Below are 23054 nucleotides of genomic sequence, written 5' to 3' on the forward strand. Positions count from 1 at the left end.
TGTTAACGACCCATTGCCGGAGGCTGGGCTCCGGGAGAGAGAATGCGAACGGCATCGTGTTGAACACCCTGCTTGCGTTCAGCCAAGCGACGCCCTTCGGCAGATTGCAACGCACAGTCCTCGTCGGATGCCGCAGAAAAACGTACGGCTTCCTCTTCCCATACGGCATCCAGCGCTTCGGGGGTATTGTCAGGCTTTTCCGCCTTCACAACGGAGCGATGCGCGTTTATGTCCGCTTCGGCGCCGATGAGCGCCAGCAGCGCATGGGTCACCAGGGCATAGTCGCTATCACGCTCTTCCAGGCGAGCGGCAAGTAGCGCCAGAATATGGCGAATATTGCCAATCCAGCGGGCCATTTCCGCATCGCTTCGCGTGGAGAGATACTCCAGGAACAGCGGTAAATAGTCAGGAAGCTCCCGGGCGTCTAGCTCAAAACCCGCCTTTCGATACTCATCCATGAGATCCACCATGGCCTGGCCACGCTCTCGTGATTCTCCGTGTACGTGTTCAAACAGCAGCATCGATGTAGCCCGGCCCTGTTCGAAAAGCGCGACATACTCGGCTTGAAGGCTTAAAAGCTCGCTATCGGCAATTTGCTGACACCAACTCATCAAACGTTGGCGTAACGAAGCGGGCCAGCGACTCTCCGCGGCCACGATCTCGACAAGCTCCCCTACGGCCTGCTGCAATTCAGCTGTCGGGTAGTCAAGCAACCGCGACAGTACGCGCAGGCTGCGCATGGTCTGTTGCTCTGGGGTCAAGAGCGGTTCTGCCAGATTACTCATGACGCGCCTCCTCGGATTGCGCCTGCGGATCAAAAACATTGACCGGTTTCACCATCGTGCTTTCAACAGGCCGACCGTTGAACAGGTTCGCCGTGCTCTCGCCGTTGCACCCGTCACCAAAGGTGAATCCGCACCCACCCCGTTCCGGGAAGGCGTCGCGCGCCATCTCGCGGTGGCTGGTTGGAATCACGAACCGATCTTCATAGTTGGCGATTGCCAGATAGCGGTACATATCCTCCACCTGAGCAACGCTTAGACCCACATCTTCCAGCACGCTGATATCCGCTTCTCCTTCAACATGCTTACCGCGCATATAAAGGCGCATCGCCATCAAACGCTTAAGCGCGAGCACAACGGGGGCTTCTTCCCCGGCGGTCAGCATATTGGCCAAGTACTTCACCGGGATGCGCAGCGACTCAATTTTTGGCATCACGCCATCGAACTCGACCTTACCCGCTTCGGCCGCAGACTGAATGGGCGACAGCGGCGGTACGTACCAGACCATGGGCAACGTGCGGTATTCAGGGTGCAGCGGAAGCGCCAGCTCCCAATCAATGGCCAGTTTGTAGACAGGCGATGCCTGAGCGGCCTGAATGACGTTGTCGGGAATACCGTCTTTCTTGGCTTGGGCAATAACCTCGGGGTCATGAGGGTCCAGGAAAATGTCGCGCTGGCGGTGGTACAAGTCCTGCTCGTCGGCGGAACTTGCGACTTCCTCAATGCGGTCAGCGTCATAAAGCAGAACACCCAAATAACGAATGCGCCCCACGCAGGTTTCTGAGCAGATAGTTGGCTGGCCCGACTCAATACGCGGGTAACAGAAAATGCACTTCTCGGATTTGCCGCTTTTCCAGTTGTAGTAGATCTTCTTGTAGGGGCAACCGGAAATACACATCCGCCAGCCGCGGCATTTATCCTGGTCAATCAGTACGATGCCGTCTTCTTCACGTTTATAAATGGCGCCACTGGGGCAGCTTGCCACGCAGGTAGGATTAAGGCAGTGCTCACACAAGCGCGGCAGATACATCATGAAGGTGTTTTCGAACTGGCCATAGATATCTGCCTGCACCTGTTCGAAGTTGATGTCCTTGCGGCGCTTGGCAAACTCGGTGCCTAGAATTTCCTCCCAGTTAGGGCCCCATTCAATTTTCTTCATACGCTCGCCAGAGATCAGTGAACGCGGGCGGGCTACCGGCTGGTGCTGGCCGGGCTTGGCAGTGTGCAGATGCTGGTAATCGAAGGTGTAAGGTTCGTAGTAGTCATCAATAGCGGGTAAGTCGGGGTTGGCGAAGATATTGGCCAATACGCGCCATTTACCGCCAATACGCGGCTCAATCTTGCCATCACGGCTGCGCATCCAACCGCCCTTCCACTTGGCCTGGTTTTCCCACTCCTTGGGATAGCCGATACCCGGCTTGGTCTCAACGTTGTTGAACCAGGCATACTCGACACCTTCGCGGCTAGTCCAGACGTTTTTGCACGTTACTGAGCAGGTGTGACAACCAATGCACTTATCAAGGTTGAGGACCATGCCTACCTGAGAGCGAATTTTCATTTCACGGCCTCCTGAACGTCATCCTGGCCTTCACCATCCAGCCATTCGATATGCTTCATCTTGCGTACCAGCACGAACTCATCGCGGTTCGAGCCTACGGTGCCGTAGTAGTTGAAGCTGTAAGCGAGCTGGGCGTAGCCGCCGATCATATGAGTGGGTTTAGGGCAAACACGCGTCACAGAGTTATGAATACCACCACGCGTGCCGGTAATTTCCGAACCGGGTACGTTCACCTGACGCTCCTGGGCGTGGTACATCATCACCATGCCATCCTTAACGCGCTGGCTGACCACGGCGCGGGCAGCAATCGAGCCATTGGCGTTATAAACCTCTATCCAGTCGTTGTCCTGAATATCGATATCGGCGGCGTCAGCTTCGGAAAGCCACACCACGGGGCCACCGCGGTTCAGCGTCAACATCAGCAGGTTGTCGGAGTAGGTGGAGTGAATCCCCCACTTTTGGTGCGGTGTCAGGAAATTCAGCGCCTTGCTTTTGAAACCGTTATCCTCGGGCAGCTTGAAATTTTCCGCGGCGCGGGTATTGATCGGTGGGCGATACACCAACAGGCTTTCGCCAAAGTCACGCATCCAGGCATGATCCTGATAGAACTGCTGACGGCCACTGACCGTGCGCCACGGAATCAGCTCATGAACGTTGGTATACCCGGCGGTATAGGAGACGTGTTCATCCTCCAGGCCCGACCACGTGGGGCTGGAAATGATCTTGCGCGGTTGCGCCACGATATCGCTAAAGCGGATTTTTTCATCCTCTTTAGGTCGTGCCAGATGCGAGTGATCGCGTCCGGTAATTTTGGAGAGCGCCTCCCACGCCTTGAGCGCTACCTGACCATTGGTTTCTGGCGCCAGCGTCAGTACGGTTTCAGCCGCGTCAATAGCGCTTTCGATGTTCGGGCGCCCTTTTGCCGGGCCTTCATGCTTAACGTGATTCAGTTTGCCGATCAGTTCTATTTCGCTATCCGTGTTCCAACTGATGCCTTTGCCACCATTACCGAGCTTTTCAAGCGCCGGGCCAAGTGAGGTAAAACGCTCGTACGTGGCGGGGTAATCGCGCTGTACTTCTATCAATGCAGGCATGGTTTTGCCGGGGATGGGCGCGCACTCTCCCTTCTTCCAATCCTTTACATCTATCTGCGCGAGCTCGCCCGGGGAGTCGTGCTGCATGGGTAGCGTGACTAAATCCGTCTCTTCACCCAAGTGGCCCACACACGCTTTGGAGAATGCCTTGGCGATGCCTTTATAAATATCCCAATCGCTGCGCGACTCCCAGGCAGGATCAGTGGCAGCCGTTAGCGGATGGATAAACGGGTGCATGTCAGAGGTATTAAGGTCGTTCTTTTCATACCAGGTCGCCGTGGGTAGCACGATGTCCGAATAGAGGCAAGTCGTCGACATACGAAAATCGAGCGTGACTAATAGATCAAGCTTGCCTTCAGGCGCCTCGTCGTGCCATTTAACCTCTTCAGGCTTCTGTCCGCCAAAATCGCCCAGGTCTTTCCCCTGAATGCCGTGCCGAGTCCCCAGCAGGTACTTGAGCATGTACTCGTGCCCTTTACCGGAGCTACCCAGCAGGTTGGAGCGCCAGATAAACATGTTACGCGGGAAGTTCTGGGGGTTATCCGGGTCTTCGGCAGCAAAGGAAAGCTCGCCGGCTTTTAATTGCTGAACGACATAATCCTTGGTGGCCATACCGGCGTCTTTGGCCTTGCCCGCTAAATGCAGCGGATTCGTGGTTAGCTGAGGAGCAGAAGGCAGCCAGCCCATACGCTCGGCGCGTACGTTATAGTCGATCAGGCTTCCGGTATGACGACGTGGGTCAGCCAGTGGCGAAAGAATCTCTTTGATCTCAAGCTTCTCATAGCGCCACTGCGAAGAGTGGTTATAGAAGAATGACGTAGAGTTCATATGGCGCGGTGGGCGCGTCCAATCAAGCCCAAATGCCAAGGGCAGCCAGCCCGTTTGGGGGCGCAATTTTTCCTGCCCCACATAGTGTGCCCAGCCGCCGCCACTCTGACCGATACACCCGCACATGATCAGCATATTGATCAAGCCGCGGTAGTTCATGTCCATGTGGTACCAGTGGTTCATACCGGCACCCACGATAATCATGGAGCGCCCACGTGTCTTGTGGGCATTATCGGCAAATTCTCGAGCGATGCGGGTACACTGCTCTGCCGAGACGCCGGTAATTTTTTCCTGCCAAGCGGGGGTGTAGGGTTTTATCTGAGCATAGTCGGTAGCCCCATCGTCCTCACCCGCTTGACCAAACCCTCGGTCGATACCGTAGTTGGCACACATCAGGTCAAAGACCGTCACCACCAGTACGCTGCTGCCATCGGCTTTTTGCAGCCGCTTAGCGGGCAGGCTATGGAACAAGCGGTCGCCACTTTCGCCTTCTACATGCGCAAAGTGCTTATGCTCGATACCGCCGAAATAGGGAAAAGCCACGCGCGCGACGTCGTCATGGCGCTCGGCAAGGCTCAGGAGAGGTGAAATCTCAACGCCGTCGGCATCCAAAGGCTCCAGGTTCCATTTACCCTGGTGAGCTTCTTCTTCCCCCCACCGGAAACCAATAGAGCCCTGCGGGACTACCAGCTGATCACGTGCGTCATCCCAAACCAGTGTTTTCCATTCAGGATTATTTTCCTGCCCCAGGTGATCAGCAATGTCACTGGCGCGCAGTTGGCGCCCGGGCACTAGGGAGCCATCATCGCGTGGCTCCAGCTCGACCAGGCAGGGCATATCGGTATACCGGCGCACGTAATCGGTAAAGTAGGCGCTGGGATTTTCAAGATGAAACTCTTTGAGAATGACGTGGCCCATGGCCATGGCGAGTGCTGCGTCGGTGCCCTGTTTGGCAGAGAGCCACTCATCTGTGAGTTTGGAAACCTCGGCGTAATCGGGGGTAATGGAAACGGTTTTGGTGCCCTTATAGCGAACCTCGGTGAAGAAGTGGGCGTCTGGCGTACGGGTCTGAGGCACATTCGACCCCCAGGCAATGATATAGCCTGAGTTGTACCAGTCGGCAGATTCGGGAACATCGGTTTGTTCGCCCCACGTCATCGGCGAGGCGGGTGGCAAATCGCAGTACCAGTCGTAAAAGCTCATGCATACGCCGCCGATTAACGACAGGTAGCGGCTACCGGCGGCGTAACTGACCATCGACATGGCAGGGATAGGCGAAAAGCCAATGATGCGATCAGGCCCGTACTGTTTGGCGGTATAAACGTTGGAAGCCGCGATTAACTCATTAAGCTCATCCCAGTTGCCACGAACAAAGCCGCCCATGCCGCGGGCGCGTTTGTACTCTTTTGTTTTGGCCGGGTCTTCAACAATAGAAGCCCAGGCCTCTACCGGGTCGCCTTTTTCACTTAACGCTGCACGCCAAAGCGCCAACAGCGGTTTACGGACAAGGGGATACTTGAGACGGTTAGCACTGTAAAGGTACCACGAGTAGCTCGCCCCTCGTGGGCAGCCGCGAGGCTCATGATTAGGCAGGTCGGGGCGTGTACGCGGGTAATCGGTCTGCTGAGTTTCCCATGTCACCAGGCCGTTTTTGACGTAAATTTTCCAGCTACACGAGCCGGTACAGTTAACTCCGTGGGTAGAGCGGACGACCTTGTCGTGTTGCCATCGGCGGCGGTAACTGTCTTCCCACTGGCGGTCTTCCTGGCGAACTTCGCCGTGGTCATTGGCAAAAGGCTCGCGCGTTTTGCGGAAAAAATTTAGCCGGTCAATGAAATGACTCATGGTCGATCTCCCTAGCGCCAAAAAGAAAGCAATGCCTAAACAGGCGTCTTGGAAATCGATTCTGAGCGATTAAAACGGCAATATCTGCCAGGTTACCTCCATATAACCCCACCCTACCTCTTAAGGGATACGCGGCTAAAGGCCACAGGCGACGACGTTTCATTCATGGCAGTAAATCAGACAAGATAGCGATGAAACTTCGTATAATCCCCCAGCGAAACAGGTGTTTTTTGTTCACAAGAAGCTGTTTTAATCCAGAGATAAATGTATGATTGAGCACTATTTTGCGGTTAAGCATCTTCATATGACGGCCGCCTATGCGAGCCTCGTCTTCTTTATAGTACGTGCTTATTGGTCAGTGACTGAGCGACCGATTCTTAAGGCGCGCTGGGTCAAGATACTCCCTCATATCATCGATACGGCGCTTCTGACCTTCGGCGTGCTATTGGCCATCATGCTGAGCTTCTGGCCACTTCCGCCATGGCTCAGCGCCAAAATCACCGCGCTGATTGTTTATATACTGCTCGGCACAATGGCGATTAAACGCGGTAAAACGCCAGCCATTCGGGCCGGTGCCGCCGTGGCAGCGGTGCTTATATTTATCTATATACTGGGCGTTGCGATGCATCGGACTCCGCTTTCATGGCTAAGCTGATGACGCTACCTATAAAAAGTGACGCCATTAACGCGCATTACTCACCAGGCGGGAATAACATACCGGCATGAAGTTGGTAGAGGTCTGGCTGATGCGCTTCAGCAATTCGGGTGACGCGTTCGATTCCCTCCTCCAACAAGTGCACCTCTATTTGGCGGCGGTCTTCACGTCCTTGACGGCGCTCAACGAGTGATAGCTGCTCACAGCGATCGATCAATGCCACAGTGCCGTGATGCTTGGCTTGCAGCCGCTCGGCAAGCTCACCTACCGTTGCCCAATCACGCTCAGCAAAGCCGCGTAAGTGCAGCAACAGCTGGTATTGCAACGCGGTGAGCCCATGCTTGCGGCAGATATCTTCGCTGCGACGTAAAAAACAGCGTAACTGATAGCGAAACTGGGATAGACGCTCGAAATCTTCCTTATCAAGCTCGTCTTTTTGCACTGCTGTTTTTTTTGCCATGGATGCTCCTTAACGTGCTCGTGACGACTTCCCCCCGCTTGACAATACCGAAGACGTCCTCTAAAAATAAAATATCATCATATGATATATAGCCGTTTAATTTTAAGACACCAAGAGGTAGTTGAGATGAATGTACTTACATTTTTCAAAATGCCCTTTAGTCATCGCGCTGGTTGGCAAGCGCTTAAAGCGAACTCGCCTTCCATTCCGACGTTAGCGTGGTGTGTGGTTCTTCCGATGTCGTTACTGCCCCCTTTAATGCTCTATTATGCAGGAACGCATTATGGCGATACCTTTATGACCGGTTTTGCTGAAAGGGAGTGGCGGTTTATTACGACGATTCTTTTTTTGGCCGAGCTACTGACTTTTTTTATAATGGGCTGGGTTATTCACGCAGTCGTCAATGGTGTCGAGCAACTTTCAATTAGCTATAAAAATGCCTATTTGCTTGCCACACTCGCTCCTCTTCCCTTATGGATTTCATCCCTTGCGCTATGGGTGCCCTCGTTATTTTTCAATATAATCGTCGGATTGGCGGCTCTAGGCGTTTCATGCAGTCTGATTTATCACGGCTTGCAAGCGCTCTGCACTCGTAACGAGCTGGATGTTGCCACTATATCAGCCACTTACACTATTATGTCAGCCGGTATTCTTGGATGGGGTGTTTTGCTCGCGGTTGTTTGGGCTTACTAAACACCGTTGAACGCCATAGTTCTAGCGCATTTTCAATGTGCGAAGACGTCGCTTGTGAGCACTAAAAATAACGCTCATCAGAAATACTCGAATTCTAAAAAAAAACCACACGGCCTCACTTTTTTAAGTTTTACGTGATAGGCCTCTTAACCAACCATTATATTGACGAGAGACAAAGAAGATTACATGATTCACCAAGATACGGTGTATCTGCTTCTCATATCTTTCGATAAGTAATATAGTCATTTATCGTTAGCCACACCGTCGGCTTCAGCAGCTTTTACTTATCTTTTTAAGACCCCTTCTTTTTAAATCCATGGGAGTCGCATGAATCTCTTACGCCACTCTCTTGTAGCTCGTATTACTGCTTACCTCTTGGCCATCACGGGGATGACCGTTCTCAGTATCGGCTTCACCATGATGGTTGCCCAAAATAGCCAAGGCGATGCAGCGGCGATTAATATCGCGGGCTCATTACGCTTGAACAGTGCTCAGCTTTCTGAAACCTTGGGCCCATTGACCCAAGCGCAAAACGGGTCTCAACAAAACGTTAACCGACTGACTGATCAGCTTACCGCGAAACTGGAAGGCCCAGCGCTCGCCGTTGGGTATCACTACACCCATGATGAGGTGCTTCAAGAGCAGCTTGCTGGGCTAAAAGCGCTGTGGCATAACACCTTAATCCCCCTGCTTGATGATGCTATTCATGGTAGTAGCAATGATGTAGCACAAGCCAGAGTAGCGCTGAATAATCTCATTCATCATATTGACCAGTATGTCTCGACACTTGAAAGCAGCACTAAATCCAAGATGCATTTACTGGGTTCTCTACAGCTGCTTTTTTTCCTTTTGATTGGTGTGCTGCTTTTCATTGCGCTCTACGATATTCGGCATAATCTGGTGACGCCACTCCGCCAGCTTAGAGTCCTGAGCCGAGAAGCGGGCCATGGCAACTTCCAATATCGCTCTAATTTTTCCAGCCACGATGAGCTAGGCCAGCTTGGGCGCGCTTTTGATCAGATGGCAGCGAGGCTGGATACGCGTTACCAGGCGTTGGAAGCGCGTGTATCTCGCAAGCAGGCAGAGCTTAAACGCCACAATCGCGCCCTCCAGATCATTCACAATGGGAGCCGTACGCTTTATGGGGGCGGCAATGACCTTTGCGCCAGCACGGCACCTATCTTACGCGAGCTTGAAGACTTACTGGACATCGGCCCTATCGTGCTTTCGCTGCGCAGCGAGCATGACGATACTGATATGGCAATTTTGGCAACCCACTCATCCGAGCGGCCTCTCTATTGTCGAGACTTAAACTGCCTTGCCTGCCTGGAGCCGCAACGAGGCAATGCAGTTGCTCGCAATGCCGAAGCGATCGTGCTGCCCGTTGCGGTTGGCGAGGAGATTCTTGGCTCCCTGACCGTGGGCTACTCTGCGCCCATCACCGCATCGAAGCAGCAGCTACTCAATACGCTTACCGACAACCTGGCCACAGCTATCTTTTTACAGAAGCGTATTGAAGAAGAGCAACAGCTTTCTCTTGTCAACGAGCGCACGATTATTGCCCGTGAGCTTCACGATTCACTCGCCCAGTCGCTGTCTTATTTAAAGATGCAGGTAACCCGCTTGGAACGTATGCAGGCGAAGCAATTTTCCGCCGAGCAACAACGTGGCGTGACCAGCGATTTACGTGAAGGGCTGAATAGCGCCTATCGCCAGCTCCGTGAGCTATTAAGCACGTTCCGGCTTAGTTTGGATACGCCAGGCCTTCAACCCGCCCTTCAGCAAACCATCAAAGAATTTAGCCAGCGGCTTGGGTTCCCGGTCGAGCTAACCTACCGCCTGCCGCCTCACTTACTTAGCGCAAGTGAAGAAATACACCTGCTGCAAATCACGCGTGAAGCACTCGCCAATACACATAAGCATGCCAAAGCTCACTGGGCACACGTTAGCCTGGTATTTGATCAGGCAACACTGCACTTGGCGATTGAAGATGACGGTATAGGCCTACAGGATGATCAGTCCCCCCCCATGCACTACGGGCTAGTGATCATGCGTGATCGAGCCAATAACATTAATGCCGACCTCCATTTCAATAATCGACCGGAAGGAGGCACAGGCGTTTATCTGTGCTTTACCCCGTTGACCGAACGTCTTATCAAGGAAGGAAGTACTTGAATATGGCTAGCGAAATTTACGACGAGCCCGCCACACTTATCGTAATTGATGATCATCCATTGCTACGACGAGGCGTACGTCAATTACTGGAAATGGAAGATGATCTGGCATTGGTATTTGAAACAGGAAGCCCCCGTGAAGGCATCCATCAAGCCATTACGCTTGATCCAGACATGGTACTGCTGGATCTCAATATGCCCGAGATGGATGGCCTGGAAACACTTAAACATTTGCGCGAAGAAGGTTATGCAGGCCGCGTCATTATGTATACCGTGTCAGATCAGGAAGACGACGTGGTCGATGCGCTACGTGATGGGGCCGATGGCTACTTGTTAAAGGACATGGAGCCAGAGGATATGATTCATCAACTGCGCCAGGCGGCCAAAGGCCGCATGGCCATTAGCGAAAATTTAACAGCGCTACTTGCCCAAGCATTGCGCAACCAGCGTTCACTCCCTACGAAACCGTCTATTAATGCGCTTACTCAGCGCGAAAAAGAGATTCTTGCCGAATTAGCCGCAGGCATGTCGAACAAGCTCATTGCCCGCAAGCTTGATATTACCGAAGGCACCGTCAAGGTACATGTTAAGCACCTGCTCAAAAAGCTAAGCCTGCGCTCGCGCGTTGAAGCGGCTGTTTGGGCCGTACAAGAAGGCCTCAATAAGTAGCTGAAAGCCTGCCATGAGTGGATACCCCTTAAAATCCAACTTCCACTTATTGCCATTTATTACACCACCAAACGCATCATTAAAACTTTTAAAAACAGTACATTAGATACTCAGCATACATACCTCGTAAGAGGTACTTGAGAGTTCCCATCCATTGACCTGCCTCATTCCCCCTCTGCTTGCTAGCGCGTATCTTTCGTATAAGCAGTGCTATGCGGCACTTTTCTACAAGGGGGTACATGATGGCCAGAAAAAATGCTGACATTGAACGCTGGGATGTCGAAGACTCCGGCTTCTGGGAAAACGAAGGAAAGCACATTGCAAACCGCAATTTATGGATTTCTATTCCGAGCCTTCTGGTAGGCTTTGCGGTATGGATGATGTGGGGCATGATCGCCACCCAGATGCAAAACCTGGGCTTTCCTTTCACTACTGACCAGCTCTTTACCCTTACCGCTACTGCGGGGCTGGCGGGCGCAACATTACGTATTCCTGCGGCATTTATGCTTAGTTTAGCGGGGGGACGTAATACGGTTTTTCTCACCACAGCATTGCTGATCATACCCGCAGCAGGCACTGGGTTCGCGCTTATGAATCCGAACACGCCTTTCTGGATTTTTCAGGCACTGGCCCTGTTATCAGGTATTGGCGGAGGAAACTTTGCCTGTTCCATGAGTAATATTTCGAGCTTCTATCCCAAAAAACAGCAAGGCTACGCACTGGGAATGAACGCAGGGCTTGGCAATTTTGGTGTCACCACCATGCAAATCCTTGTTCCCCTGGTGATGACTGTCGGCCTGTTTGGTGTTCTTGCGGGCGGCCCCATGGAGCTTCAAAACACAAGCGGAACCTTGATTGGCCGCATTGAGGCGGGCACCCTTACCTGGATACAGAATGCGGCGTTTATCTGGGTGCTCTTTCTCATCCCTTTGGCCTTTGCTGGCTGGTTTGGCATGAACAACTTGCGCCCTATTAGCCCCGACCCAGGCACCCCGCTACAGGCATTTGGCAAAATACTGGGGCTTTATGGTGTAGGTATTATTGCGACGTTCCTTGGCCTTGTGGCACTGTCTTGGCTAAATATGTGGCTAGCTCTGCCCTGCACCGTCATTGTCACTCTGATCATGCTGCGCCTTATACCTGGCGAACAAATCAAACCTAATATCCAAAAACAGTTTACGATTTTCCGTGATAAACACACGTGGGCAATGACGCTACTTTACATCGTCACCTTTGGCTCATTTATTGGCTTTTCAGCGGCTCTTCCCCTTTCCATCACGATTATATTCGGCAATATGGCCGAAATAGCGGCCGATGGAAGCATTAATCGAATCGCCAACCCGGATGCGCCCAGCGCGCTTACGTGGTCATGGATAGGCCCTTTTATAGGTGCGCTAGTACGCCCTATCGGTGGCTGGGTAGCCGATAAATTCGGTGGCTCACTGGTCACACAAATCATCACGGTGGTAATGGTCTTTGCATCAGCCGGGGCAGGTTACGTCATGATGCTGGCGTACAACGCCACCGATCCTAACCAATACTTCTGGTTATTCATGCTGCTGTTTATGGTGCTCTTCACCGCCAGCGGCATCGGCAACGGCTCTACATTTCGCAGTATTGGCTTTATTTTTGACGCGCAGAAAAAGGGTCCGGTACTGGGTTGGACAGCGGCTATTGCTGGTTACGGCTCGTTTATTGCTCCCGTTGTGCTGGGGGATCAAATTCGTGCAGGCTCGCCTGAAGTAGCCATGTATGGTTTTGCCGTTTTTTACCTGGTTTGCCTACTGATCAACTGGTGGTTCTACCTGCGCAAAAATGCCTATGTGCGGAATCCATAGTGATTTGATGCCTTATTAAATTGGGAACCTGGATATCAATGCTATCTATCCTATTGACGCGAAAACTCAGGGGGCGCCATGGCTACCCATCGTTTTAAGCAGAATGCGGTACTCATTGCCAACACCTTTGCGTTCACCATGTGCTTTATGGTCTGGACCATGTTTGGTGAAATTGGCGTTCCTATTGCCGAGGAATTAGCACTTAACGGAACGCAGTTTGGCATTTTAACGGCCATTCCCATTCTTACCGGTGCTCTCGCCCGCTTGCCCTTGGGCTCCATGACAGACCGTTACGGCGGGCGTCCGGTTTTCTTTATTGTGCTTTTGGTTATTGTGCCCGCTATCTGGCTGGTGCAGTTCGCCACCGCTTATTGGCAGTTATTAATACTAGGCGCTTTTATCGGCCTATCCGGGGGAGCTTTTTCGGTTGGTATCACTTATACGGCAAAGTGGTTTGAAAAAGATCGCCAAGGCTTGGCAATGGGGGTATTTGGGGCGGGCAATGCGGGTGCCGCTGTTACCAAATACATAGCCCCTACCGTTATTGTTATGCTTGGCTGGCAAGCAGTACCCAATCTGTATGCGATTATCATGCTCGCAACTGCCGCTTTCTTTTGGTTCTTCTCGTTTACTGACCCGAGCCATCGCAATACACAACGTAGCTCCTTGCGTGAGCAGCTCAACGTTATCAACGACCCAAAAGTCTGGAAGTATTGTCAATACTACTCGGTAGTGTTCGGCGGCTATGTCGGCGTCTCGCTATGGCTTACCCGTTACTACATGAATGAATATGGCTTTGGCATTCAATTAGCTGCCGTGATTGCCACTATTTTCGTCTTGCCTTCCGGCATTATTCGCGCATTCGGCGGTTGGTTATCGGACCGTTTCGGCGCCCACACCGTAACCTGGACATGCTTATGGGCGAGTTTAATTGCGCTCTTTATCATGTCCTATCCAGAGACCTACTATAGCGTTCAAGGCGCTGCCAATGGGGCTCGCGTGGAGTTTGGGTTTGGCATTCCCGTGTGGCTTTTCACTACCGCACTATTTGTAGTGGGCATTGCGTGGGGAATTGGTAAAGCCTCCGTCTTTAAGTATCTTGCCAATGACTACCAGGAAAACCTTGGTTTGGTGTCCGGCATTGTCGGCCTTGCAGGCGGCCTGGGAGGTTTTCTACTGCCTATCATGTTTGGCGCTCTCGTCGACCTGACAGGCATCGCCACCACTGTATGGATGCTGTGCTTCGCGGTAACGCTTATTTCGCTTATCTGGATGTGGTGGACAGAAAGACGTGTCAAAACGTTTACAAAAGAAACGGAAGATTAAGCAAATCATACTTCCTCTCTTCTGAAAGCCGTTGCTTACCGTTTGAAGTAGCGGCCTTTAGTAATTTGCGATGATGGAGTGTTGTCTACCACAGTGATCAGCGAGATTATATGCTGCTTATCTGCCGGTTCTTGGCTTGGGTCAGGTTGTTTTTGATTATCTTGATGGCACTTCCAACACTTAAAAGGAGTATACCATGGCGCGTTTTGACAACAGAATTGGTCTTATTACTGGGTCTGCCAGCGGAATCGGCAAGGAAATTGCCATTCGTTTTGCTGCTGAGGGTGGTACTCCTATCATCGCTGACCTCAACCTGGATGCCGCCAAGGCTACTGCCGAAGAGATCAAGACGTCTGGCGCCGATGCGTTTGCGGTGGCAATGAACGTCACCGACGAAGCGCAAGTCGAAAAGGCGGTGAATGAGGTCATTGCCAAGTACGGCAAGATTGACGTCTTGGTCAGTAACGCAGGTATCCAGACCGTACATCCGCTGGTCGACTTTCCGTTTGAAGACTGGAAAAAGCTGCTGTCCATCCATCTTGACGGCGCATTCCTTACTACGCGAGCCTGCTTAAAGCACATGTACGCCGCCAATTATGGCCGTGTAATTTACATGGGCTCGGTCCACTCTAAAGAGGCCTCTAAGCTCAAGGCGCCCTATGTCACCGCCAAGCATGGCCTGATCGGCCTTAGCAAGGTGCTGGCCAAGGAAGGAGCAGAGTACAACGTGACCTCCAACGTAGTATGCCCAGGTTTTGTGCGCACACCATTGGTAGACAAACAGATCCCTGAGCAAGCAAAAGAGCTGGGTATCACTGAAGAGGAAGTGATCAAGAACGTCATGCTTAAAGACACCGTGGATGGGCAATTCACTACCACTGACGATGTGACCGATGCCGTGCTGTTCTTTGCGGGTGCCGAGAGCAATGTGATGACCGGTCAGTCGTTGGTAGTAAGCCACGGCTGGTTTATGCAGTAACTGCTAGTCTGCTGAAAGCGACCTGATGGTTTAACACCGCAAAGATTATGTCTTCTTGGCCGTTAGTCCATCAGACTTTTAGGTCGGACGCTAAGCAGTGAGCAACGTGGTCAGATAAAGCATTAGAAGCACGTACCTTCCCTAACATACCTAACCGCAGCCAAGGTGTTCTTGGGTGAATACCCAAGAACACTACTAACCGCAGGCGCTGCACTTATTACTGAAAACAAACCTAAAATGATTGCCACGTGCACTCCTATGGCACCCCATAGATAGACACATTCTGGATATATCCACACTTCTTGATCTGCTCTGTATCAACTCATCCAAGACCCGCGCGACCAAAGTCGCATGGCTATTCTTTACACGTGTATATATTTTTCTATTCACGAGAAGCATTGTAGTGCTTATATACGCCAAGCTATTCCTTGCCTCCCTCGTGCCTCGACAGCCCTACAAAGGAGAAGCCTCCATGAGTATCATTCGTAATACGCTATCAACCTTCGGCGTCACCGCATTTGCATTGATGACTTCAAGTAGCTGGGCCGGGGGAATCGGCGCATCACTGTTGACTCAACAACATCCGTTCTATATCCAGCTGGCGGAGGCCATGCAGGAAGAAGCGACGGCCAGTGATATGCCTCTGGAAGTTTCCATCGCCAACCAGGATCTGAGCAAGCAGCTCGCTGATGTCGAGGACTTTATCGTCAAAGATATTGATATACTGATTATCTCACCTGTTGATAGTCAAGGCGTTCTACCGGCGATCATGAAAGCCCAAGAAGCCGGCATTAATGTCATCACCGTGGATATTCCCGCCAAGGGCGTAGAGGTCGCTTCCTATATTGGCACCGACAATTTTTCTGGCGGTCAGCGAGCCGCCGAGTTGATGGGCGAGGTACTTAATGGACAGGGACAGGTAGCGATTATTGACTACCCCACCGTGCAGTCTGTCGTTGCTCGTATCGACGGCTTTAAGGATGGATTAGAAGCCTATCCCGATATCGAGGTCGTTGCCCAGCAAACAGGCATTACACGTGCCGAGGCACTCTCTGCTACTCAGAATATACTTCAAGCCAACCCTGATACCACTGGTATCTTCGGCTTCGGTGATGATGCTGCTCTGGCTGCCAGCGTTGCTGTGCAAGCCGCAAGTCTGCAGGATCAGGTCAAGGTTATCGGCTTTGATGGCATGCAAGAAGCGCGAGATGCAGTCGACAGTAACCCAGTAATGGTCGGTGTGATCCAGCAGTATCCGGAAGAAATCGGCCGTTTGGCAATACAGACAGCGATCAAGATTATTAACGGCGAAGAAGTTCCGGCAGAACAGCCTATCGTACCTGGTGTTTACACCGCTAAGTGATCACGGCTTGTACAGCGGTGCTAGTCGCCGCTTTTCCTACCGATCTTGAAGGTGTGCCATGACTGAATCCCAACAACCGCCGGTACTCAGCTTGAGCCACGTTGCTAAGCATTTCGGCCCCGTTATCGCACTAAAACATATGGATCTTAATGTTAAGCGCGGACGGGTCCACACGCTACTGGGAGAGAACGGTGCGGGAAAATCTACACTGATGAAAATTCTTGCTGGCGTTCACTCCCCGAGCGCTGGTGAGATGCGTTTGCGAGGCGAACCTTATGCGCCTGCCTCTCCACAGGAAGCAGCACGCAGCGGGCTTGCCATCGTATTTCAGGAGTTAAGCCTATGCAACAATCTAAGCGTGGCGGAGAACATTCTTGCCACCCGAGAACCTTCTCGATTGGGCTGGATTTCAGATGCCAAGCTAATTGCCAAGGCTCAAACACTAGTCGATGAGCTGGGCTTGCCCATCAACATTCATGCTCGTGTGGGCGATCTTTCCATGGCTCAGCGACAACTCGTGGAGATCGCCAAAGGCCTTAGTCACGACGCAGACGTTGTAATACTAGATGAGCCGACCTCATCATTGAGTGACTCAGAAGCAGAGATCCTGTTTCGTATAATTGACCGGCTTACAAAACGCAACAAGGCCGTCATTTATATATCTCACCGCATGGAAGAAATTATGCGTCTTTCAGATGACATCACCGTCATACGAGACGGTGAGTATGTCGCGACTCTGGAAAAGAGTGAGACAACAATCTCCGAACTGATTTCTCTGATGGTAGGTCGCCGCTTGGAGGATATGTATCCTCCCTGTCTGGCCGTTCCAAAAGTCGACGGCCCAGCAATGCTCTCTGTGGAAGCACTAACGCGGACCGGAGAATTCAACGATATATCTTTTGACGTCAGGGCTGGAGAAATTCTTGGCTTCTTCGGGTTGATTGGCTCTGGACGCTCTGAGCTCATGAATGTCCTGTTCGGTATCCGTAGAGCATCCGGGCAGATCCTTCTTGCCGGAGAGAGCGTTCAGTTGACTGGCGCTACCGACGCAATCGCACGAGGCATAGGGTTTGTTACCGAGAACCGCAAGGAGGAAGGACTCGTGCTCAACCAGACAGTGCGAGCCAACATTACCATGGCGGCTCTGTCACACATTTCTACAGGCGGTATGCTTCAGGCTGGCGAAGAGCAGCGCTTGGCCATACAAGAGGTCCAGCGCTTAGGCGTACGTACTCACTCTATCGACACTGTGGTCGGCACCCTCTCCGGTGGCAACCAGCAAAAAGTCGTTTTGGCCAAATGGCTGGTGACGCGTCCGCGGGTGCTGATTCTTGACGAACCGACGCGAGGGGTAGACGTCGGTGCCAAGTTCGAAATCTATAGGCTCATTCGCCAACTCGCTGCTGAGGGTACAGCCATCGTAATGGTGTCTTCGGAATTGCCGGAAGTACTGGGCATGGCTGATCGCGTAGCGATCATGTCCGAAGGACATATGGCCGCCATTATATCTGCTGTTGAAGCATCCCCTGAACGAGTTATGGCCCATGCCACAGGACAATACCAATGATGCACCTAATCAAGTTATCTCCGGCCAACCATCAGCGCATTAAATCCAGAATGCGACAGTACGGTGGCATATTCCTATCACTCATTGCACTGTGCTTATTTTTCTCGCTAACCAATGAGCGTTTTTTGTCGTTTGCCAACGTTATGAATATTCTCCAGCAGGTCGCCGTCATTGCGGTCCTCGCCTTTGGTATGACTTGGGTCATCCTGTTGGGCGATATCGACCTTTCGGTGGGCTCCATGCTAGCCGTCGCTGGCATGGTGGGTGCTCAGATCATTGCACTCGACTGGGGCTTCATTCCTGCCGTGACTATCACGCTGCTGGCAGGTGCCATGATGGGGCTAATCAACGGAGTATTGACAGCGAAACTGCTGTTACCAGCATTTATTGCAACCGTTGCGACCATGAGTATCTACCGTGGTTTGGTGAGCCTGCCCACCAACGGCGCACCAGCCATGCTGACTGACCCTACTTGGACGGCTATTGGCACCGGGAGTTTTGTTGGCGTACCCATCATCATCTGGATCGTCTTGGTACTGTTTCTCGTTAATCATTTGTTGCTGGCCCACACGACGTTCGGTCGACGAACTTACCTCACCGGAGGCAACCGGGAAGCGGCTATTTACTCTGGTATCAAGGTCGACCGGCTTAAAATCACTATCTTTACTATCTCAGGACTTATGGCCGCAGTGGCGGGCATAATGATGTCTTCCCGCCTGTATTCCGCTCAAACCAATGCTGGCATGAGCTACGAGTTGGACGCCATCGCCGCCGTCGTATTGGGGGGTACGAGTCTAGCTGGTGGCGTCGGCACCATGGTAGGCACCTTGTTAGGCGCCTTAATCATGGGCGCACTCAACAACGGCATGAACATGCTCTCGGTGCCTTATTTCTACCAGCTTATCGTCAAAGGGCTAGTCATCATTGTGGCCGTCTGGCTCGACGTCCGTACCAAGCGTCAGAAGGGATAAATTATGACCAAGAAAATCCTCGCCATCGGCGAGATTCTAGTGGAGTTCGTAGCAACTACCACGGGCGAAGGGTTTTATGAAGCACAGTCGTTGACGGGCCCCTATCCCTCTGGCGCACCGGCCATTTTCATTGATCAAGTCGGGCGAATGGGACAGTCTTGCGCCATCCTTGGGCGTGTTGGCGACGACGACTTCGGCCACCTGAATATCGACCGCCTCCGCTCAGACGGCGTCGATACCACCGGTATTGAGATCGCTGTTGGGGAAGTCACCGGGTGTGCCTTTGTACGCTATCGCCCCGATGGCACTCGCCGCTTTGTCTATACCTTGCCGCAAAGCGCCGCAGCTCGGATGCCTTCTACGACTGCTAGCGAAGCGCTGATCAACAGTTGCGATCATGTTCACATTATGGGCACCGCACTGGCCATCCCCGAGATGGCCAGTGCGGCAAGGTTAGCAGTACAACGTATTAAGGAACGAGGCGGCACCCTAAGCTTCGATCCGAACCTCCGTACTGAGATGCTCACAATGCCCGGCCTGCGCGACGAGCTGTCATATATGATGACCCAGACCGATCTCTTTCTGCCCTCCGGAGAGGAAATTTTTCTGTTTTCACAAGCCAAGACAGAGCAAGGCGCCGTAGATGATCTCCTCAATCAAGGTATCGGGGAAGTTGTCATCAAGCGTGGTAATAACGGGGCTAGCTACTACGCCAAAGGCAAACGTACTGATGTCGCACCGCTACAGGTAAAAGAGGTTGACCCGACCGGTGCCGGTGACTGTTTCGGCGGTACGTTCGTAGCATTGTGGATCAATGGTGTGCCTCCCAATATCGCTCTGCGCTATGCCAATGCCGCCGGCGCCTATGCCGTAACTCGCCTTGGCCCAATGGAAGGCACCACTACAAAACTACAGCTCGATACATTGCTAAACTCACAGGAGAACAATAAATGAATGCTCCTATGATTCGTCATATTGCCGACTGGCATAAGCAAGAAGGTCCTTCCGGTATTCCTTCGGTATGTTCTGCCCACCCGTTGGTGCTCGAAGCAGCCATGAAAGCCACATTGCCAACGCGGCTTCCGCTTCTCATAGAGGCTACATGTAATCAGGTGAACCAGGACGGCGGCTATACGGGCATGACACCTAAAGATTTCCGTACTCTGGTTGAAAATATCGCCGTTAGCGCGAACTTTCCTCTCAACCGAATAATACTTGGCGGCGATCACTTGGGCCCCAACCCATGGAAGGCACTCGGGGCTGAGGCTGCGATGGATAAAGCTGAATCAATGATCCGAGCCTACGCCGCAGCTGGTTTCACAAAGCTCCACTTGGATTGCTCTATGGGCTGTGCAGGTGAGCCAGTTGCCTTGGACGATGCCAAGACTGCCGAACGCGCTGCGCGCTTGGCCGGAGCAGCAGAGCAGGCAGCCCTAGGCCAAAGTCAGTCTCCGGTTTATGTCATCGGCACTGAAGTGCCCATCCCAGGCGGTGCTCTGGAAGCCATCGAAGACCTGGAAGTAACTAGCCCAAACGCTATACGTGAAACGGTTAAAATACATCAACGCGCCTTCCAGCAGGCTGGCCTGACAGAAGCTTTCGGCAGAATTATTGCTGCCGTGGTACAGCCGGGCGTCGAATTCGGCAATCATAATGTCGTTATCTATGATCCAGTCAAGGCCAGGGATTTGAGCACAACCCTCAGCGAACTGCCTGGAATCGTATTTGAGGCTCACTCCACAGACTATCAACCACCTTCGGCGCTCAGCAATCTGGTCGCGGATGGTTTCGCCATTCTTAAGGTCGGCCCTGGTTTGACCTTCGCTCTTCGTGAGACACTTTACGGCCTCGACATGATTGCTGATGAGCTTTACCCGGATTCGACGCGCCAGAGTCTGCGCAACGCTATGGAAGCCGTAATGCAAGCAGAACCGGCAAACTGGCAGAAATACTACGAAGGCACTAATGATGAACAAGCGATGCTACGCCACTTCTCTTATAGTGACCGCATTCGCTACTATTGGCCCGCAGCGAATGCCAAGTCGGCCGTGCATACACTGCTCGAGCTTTTTGATGAAATAGATATTCCCGAGCCATTGATCAGCCAATACCTTGGAGGACTACTCAAGAAGGTTCGCAACAAGGACGTAGCACCACGTGCCAGCGAACTGATATTTGCTGCTATCGAAGACGTCATGCAAGACTATATATTAGCATGCAAAGGATGAAAGGACGTGAATGACCAACACAGCCGACACAAAAGGCAATTGACGCAGGATACCTGCATTGCCGGGAATATTCGCACCATGGAGGAATTTTCGACATTTGTCGGTTTGTCTCGCCCTACGGTATCCAAGTACTTCAATGCACCGGATAGCGTACGTAAATCCACGCGACACCGAATTGAAGCGGCAATTGAATCCTCAGGCTTCACACCCAACTTGTTTGCGACCAATTTAAAGCGCAGCCGTACCCGGGTGCTGGGAGTCATTGTCCCTACTGCTACCGATCCTTTCTATATGGAGCTGGTGCGTCAAGTGGAGGATATTGCCTCTCGGGCAGGTTACGTCGTGTTCATGCTCTCTTCCAACGGTCAAGCCACCCGTGAAGCTGATGCTATAGCGCGGCTGGAATCCATGAACATTGCCGGGGCCATTGTTGTACCGATGGGTGACGACGGGCCAAGCTCCAGACTCACATCACTAGAGCGGCGCAGTGCTATCGTCTATGTCGATAGTGCGCCCGACACCGATGCTCCCTTTGTAGGTACAGACAATGCTCAGAGTATAGGGCTGATCGTAGACTATCTGTGCCGTTCGGGGGAACCCCCCTGGTTCCTAAGGATGCCGGAGATTAACCGCAACGCTGCATCCCGTCTAGCCGCCTACGAAAACGCCATGGCTAAGGCAAAAGAGCCGCTCCGTGTCTTGCCAATGCCAAAGGCCTTGACATGGGATTTCGAGCGCCACGGCCATGAGGTCGCAACCCCCTTCTTGAGTAAAGGCCGTCTATCGACAACAATTCTTTGCGCCAATGACCGTATTGCCCTCGGCGTACAGCTGGCAGCTTGGGAGGCGGGGATAATCGTGGGACGCCGGCCCGAAGCAACGCTACGTGTTGCTGGCCACGACGATCACCCCTTCGCACGCTACGCCTGCCCGCCATTGACAACGGTCTCCCAGGATGTGGCAAGTATTGCTCAGGGTGCTATGCAGCAGTTAATGGAACGAATTGGTGAATTTCAGAGCGAAGCGAGCATTACCACACACTCAAACCTTATGCCAGGGCAGTTGGTTCTTCGAGAATCAGCATAATGATTCTAGGAAACAATGGGTGCTTTATGGCCTTCTCTTAATTGGATACTAATGGATAAAACGCTGCCTAACCACAGTGAGCAATCCACGACGCTGAGCCTACCAAATTGCCCCGGCCCAGTGCTTAGCTGAATACCGACGGCAGCAGCGTAGGTGGTCCACCCTTCCCTATTTGCGCCCCATGGCGACTATCATTGATGACACACTGGCCAACTATGGGGAAGACAGCGAGGGGGACGTGTTCACGAGCTGCTGGGAACCCGTTGCGATCCATAAGTCAATCGGCTGCTGACTGGGAGGACTTCGATTTCCACTGTCATTCTAACCTAGTCCGGGCAGTAGACCTTGGGGGCTGACCGAATTCGATGTGCACGATGTTCTAAACATCTTCCAATGCACAGGGCTCAACGATAATGACCAGTACTTTATGAAGGCCAATCCAGCACGCCAGGACGACTATCTCGAATTCTTTGCTGAAATTGATCTGCTGTGTGCACTCTCTTGCTGCCCTGGCGGCGACCTATCAGTAGATCTATGGGGGCCGGAGGCACGTGACCCGTTAGAGACATGCCATCCTCTCGGCGTGGAGGTTTACTCGCTGGAAAAGGAACGCCTGGCAGTCTCCGCAGCCTGCACCCTATATAAGGGGCGTCATGGCCATCAGCTACCTGAGACCAAGTGGGTCGAGATAAAGAAGAACAAATAATAGACTGTCTTAAACTTTGAACCCTAATTTCAAACAATTTGAATTAAAGACCCGCAAATACTTAAAAAGGCAGCAAAGTTACTAAATGCAAGGGCGATTGATAAGGCTACAGGTTGGGTGTACCTAGAGGTGAGACACAGTTGGCATGACTACATCGCTTGTATGTTCATAATACCGTAGGTAAGACTGGGGGAGTGACCAGCTACCCGAGGGACGTTGCCGAAATGGCGTT

18 protein-coding genes are annotated in these 23054 nt (G+C 52.4%); 14 read left to right on the plus strand and 4 right to left on the minus strand.

Going from position 1 to position 23054, the window contains the following annotated elements:
* Positions 1 to 2: 2 nt before the first annotated feature.
* The 3 genes from narJ to ACT3T7_RS01930 are packed head-to-tail and all read right to left on the minus strand — an operon-like array spanning position 3 to position 6107.
* Entirely contained in the window at positions 3 to 785 is a 783-nt protein-coding gene (gene narJ, locus ACT3T7_RS01920; RefSeq protein ID WP_444629886.1) for a nitrate reductase molybdenum cofactor assembly chaperone, read from the minus strand.
* Entirely contained in the window at positions 778 to 2340 is a 1563-nt protein-coding gene (gene narH, locus ACT3T7_RS01925; protein WP_193056418.1) for a nitrate reductase subunit beta, read from the minus strand. The genes narJ and narH overlap by 8 nt, the downstream gene beginning before the upstream one ends.
* A complete protein-coding gene (locus ACT3T7_RS01930) occupies positions 2337 to 6107 on the minus strand; it encodes a nitrate reductase subunit alpha (RefSeq protein ID WP_444629887.1) in 3771 nt (1256 codons plus the stop codon). Before ACT3T7_RS01930 ends, narH begins: the two co-directional genes overlap by 4 nt.
* 268 nt (positions 6108 to 6375) lie before the next feature.
* Here ACT3T7_RS01930 and ACT3T7_RS01935 point away from each other — a divergent pair, with 268 nt between their 5' ends.
* A complete protein-coding gene (locus ACT3T7_RS01935) occupies positions 6376 to 6762 on the plus strand; it encodes a SirB2 family protein (protein WP_444629888.1) in 387 nt (128 codons plus the stop codon).
* Positions 6763 to 6799: 37 nt separating this feature from the next.
* Here the strand turns inward: ACT3T7_RS01935 and ACT3T7_RS01940 are convergent, their stop codons facing one another.
* Positions 6800 to 7222, minus strand: coding sequence for a MarR family transcriptional regulator (locus ACT3T7_RS01940; RefSeq protein ID WP_444629889.1), 423 nt, complete (start codon positions 7220 to 7222; stop codon positions 6800 to 6802).
* Between the two features lie 150 nt (positions 7223 to 7372).
* Between ACT3T7_RS01940 and ACT3T7_RS01945 the strand changes: the two genes are divergently transcribed.
* The 13 genes from ACT3T7_RS01945 to ACT3T7_RS02005 all read left to right on the plus strand — a co-directional run bounded on the left by ACT3T7_RS01945 (position 7373) and on the right by ACT3T7_RS02005 (position 22822).
* Positions 7373 to 7915 (plus strand): YIP1 family protein, encoded by a 543-nt coding sequence (locus ACT3T7_RS01945; RefSeq protein WP_444630012.1) that lies wholly within the window; start codon positions 7373 to 7375, stop codon positions 7913 to 7915.
* Positions 7916 to 8242: 327 nt separating this feature from the next.
* The gene (locus tag ACT3T7_RS01950) at positions 8243 to 10090 is read left to right on the plus strand and encodes a histidine kinase (protein WP_444629890.1); all 1848 of its coding nucleotides are present in this window, start codon (positions 8243 to 8245) and stop codon (positions 10088 to 10090) included.
* A 2-nt stretch (positions 10091 to 10092) separates the two neighbouring features.
* Positions 10093 to 10758 (plus strand): two-component system response regulator NarL, encoded by a 666-nt coding sequence (gene narL / locus ACT3T7_RS01955; RefSeq protein ID WP_444629891.1) that lies wholly within the window; start codon positions 10093 to 10095, stop codon positions 10756 to 10758.
* Positions 10759 to 11000: 242 nt separating this feature from the next.
* The gene (locus ACT3T7_RS01960; protein ID WP_441679325.1) at positions 11001 to 12596 is read left to right on the plus strand and encodes an antiporter; all 1596 of its coding nucleotides are present in this window, start codon (positions 11001 to 11003) and stop codon (positions 12594 to 12596) included.
* A gap of 78 nt (positions 12597 to 12674) precedes the next feature.
* Positions 12675 to 13922 carry an MFS transporter gene (locus ACT3T7_RS01965; protein ID WP_444629892.1) on the plus strand — a complete coding sequence of 416 codons (1248 nt, stop codon included), beginning with the start codon at positions 12675 to 12677 and terminating at the stop codon, positions 13920 to 13922.
* A 196-nt stretch (positions 13923 to 14118) separates the two neighbouring features.
* Complete coding sequence (locus ACT3T7_RS01970; RefSeq protein WP_444629893.1) at positions 14119 to 14901, plus strand: 3-hydroxybutyrate dehydrogenase; 783 nt, start codon at positions 14119 to 14121, stop codon at positions 14899 to 14901.
* 472 nt (positions 14902 to 15373) lie between these two features.
* Entirely contained in the window at positions 15374 to 16264 is an 891-nt protein-coding gene (locus ACT3T7_RS01975; protein ID WP_444629894.1) for a substrate-binding domain-containing protein, read from the plus strand.
* Positions 16265 to 16322: 58 nt separating this feature from the next.
* On the plus strand, positions 16323 to 17831 hold the full coding sequence (locus ACT3T7_RS01980; RefSeq protein ID WP_444629895.1) for a sugar ABC transporter ATP-binding protein: 1509 nt from the start codon (positions 16323 to 16325) through the stop codon (positions 17829 to 17831).
* Positions 17828 to 18802: an ABC transporter permease gene (locus ACT3T7_RS01985; RefSeq protein WP_444629896.1), complete on the plus strand. Its 975-nt coding sequence runs from the start codon at positions 17828 to 17830 to the stop codon at positions 18800 to 18802. Before ACT3T7_RS01980 ends, ACT3T7_RS01985 begins: the two co-directional genes overlap by 4 nt.
* Positions 18803 to 18805: 3 nt before the next feature.
* The gene (locus tag ACT3T7_RS01990) at positions 18806 to 19756 is read left to right on the plus strand and encodes a tagatose kinase (protein ID WP_444629897.1); all 951 of its coding nucleotides are present in this window, start codon (positions 18806 to 18808) and stop codon (positions 19754 to 19756) included.
* Complete coding sequence (locus tag ACT3T7_RS01995; protein WP_444629898.1) at positions 19753 to 21030, plus strand: D-tagatose-bisphosphate aldolase, class II, non-catalytic subunit; 1278 nt, start codon at positions 19753 to 19755, stop codon at positions 21028 to 21030. Before ACT3T7_RS01990 ends, ACT3T7_RS01995 begins: the two co-directional genes overlap by 4 nt.
* Positions 21031 to 21036: 6 nt before the next feature.
* Positions 21037 to 22116: a LacI family DNA-binding transcriptional regulator gene (locus tag ACT3T7_RS02000; protein ID WP_444629899.1), complete on the plus strand. Its 1080-nt coding sequence runs from the start codon at positions 21037 to 21039 to the stop codon at positions 22114 to 22116.
* Between the two features lie 367 nt (positions 22117 to 22483).
* Positions 22484 to 22822: a DUF1989 domain-containing protein gene (locus ACT3T7_RS02005; protein WP_444629900.1), complete on the plus strand. Its 339-nt coding sequence runs from the start codon at positions 22484 to 22486 to the stop codon at positions 22820 to 22822.
* Positions 22823 to 23054: the final 232 nt, after the last annotated feature.

The sequence above is a fragment of the Halomonas sp. 111 genome (genome assembly GCF_052379685.1).
Lineage (GTDB): Bacteria > Pseudomonadota > Gammaproteobacteria > Pseudomonadales > Halomonadaceae > Vreelandella > Vreelandella citrativorans.

What these genes read in the sequence shown, in the direction of transcription:
- narH (WP_193056418.1), bottom strand. Translation starts at nt 2,340, where the DNA reads ATGAAAATTCGCTCTCAGGTAGGCATGGTCCTCAACCTTGATAAGTGC.
- ACT3T7_RS01970 (WP_444629893.1), top strand. Translation starts at nt 14,119, where the DNA reads ATGGCGCGTTTTGACAACAGAATTGGTCTTATTACTGGGTCTGCCAGC.
- ACT3T7_RS01965 (WP_444629892.1), top strand. Translation starts at nt 12,675, where the DNA reads ATGGCTACCCATCGTTTTAAGCAGAATGCGGTACTCATTGCCAACACC.
- ACT3T7_RS01995 (WP_444629898.1), top strand. Translation starts at nt 19,753, where the DNA reads ATGAATGCTCCTATGATTCGTCATATTGCCGACTGGCATAAGCAAGAA.
- ACT3T7_RS01950 (WP_444629890.1), top strand. Translation starts at nt 8,243, where the DNA reads ATGAATCTCTTACGCCACTCTCTTGTAGCTCGTATTACTGCTTACCTC.
- ACT3T7_RS01990 (WP_444629897.1), top strand. Translation starts at nt 18,806, where the DNA reads ATGACCAAGAAAATCCTCGCCATCGGCGAGATTCTAGTGGAGTTCGTA.
- narJ (WP_444629886.1), bottom strand. Translation starts at nt 785, where the DNA reads ATGAGTAATCTGGCAGAACCGCTCTTGACCCCAGAGCAACAGACCATG.
- ACT3T7_RS01985 (WP_444629896.1), top strand. Translation starts at nt 17,828, where the DNA reads ATGATGCACCTAATCAAGTTATCTCCGGCCAACCATCAGCGCATTAAA.
- ACT3T7_RS01975 (WP_444629894.1), top strand. Translation starts at nt 15,374, where the DNA reads ATGAGTATCATTCGTAATACGCTATCAACCTTCGGCGTCACCGCATTT.
- ACT3T7_RS01940 (WP_444629889.1), bottom strand. Translation starts at nt 7,222, where the DNA reads ATGGCAAAAAAAACAGCAGTGCAAAAAGACGAGCTTGATAAGGAAGAT.
- ACT3T7_RS01945 (WP_444630012.1), top strand. Translation starts at nt 7,373, where the DNA reads ATGCCCTTTAGTCATCGCGCTGGTTGGCAAGCGCTTAAAGCGAACTCG.
- ACT3T7_RS01935 (WP_444629888.1), top strand. Translation starts at nt 6,376, where the DNA reads ATGATTGAGCACTATTTTGCGGTTAAGCATCTTCATATGACGGCCGCC.
- ACT3T7_RS01930 (WP_444629887.1), bottom strand. Translation starts at nt 6,107, where the DNA reads ATGAGTCATTTCATTGACCGGCTAAATTTTTTCCGCAAAACGCGCGAG.
- ACT3T7_RS01980 (WP_444629895.1), top strand. Translation starts at nt 16,323, where the DNA reads ATGACTGAATCCCAACAACCGCCGGTACTCAGCTTGAGCCACGTTGCT.
- narL (WP_444629891.1), top strand. Translation starts at nt 10,093, where the DNA reads ATGGCTAGCGAAATTTACGACGAGCCCGCCACACTTATCGTAATTGAT.
- ACT3T7_RS01960 (WP_441679325.1), top strand. Translation starts at nt 11,001, where the DNA reads ATGGCCAGAAAAAATGCTGACATTGAACGCTGGGATGTCGAAGACTCC.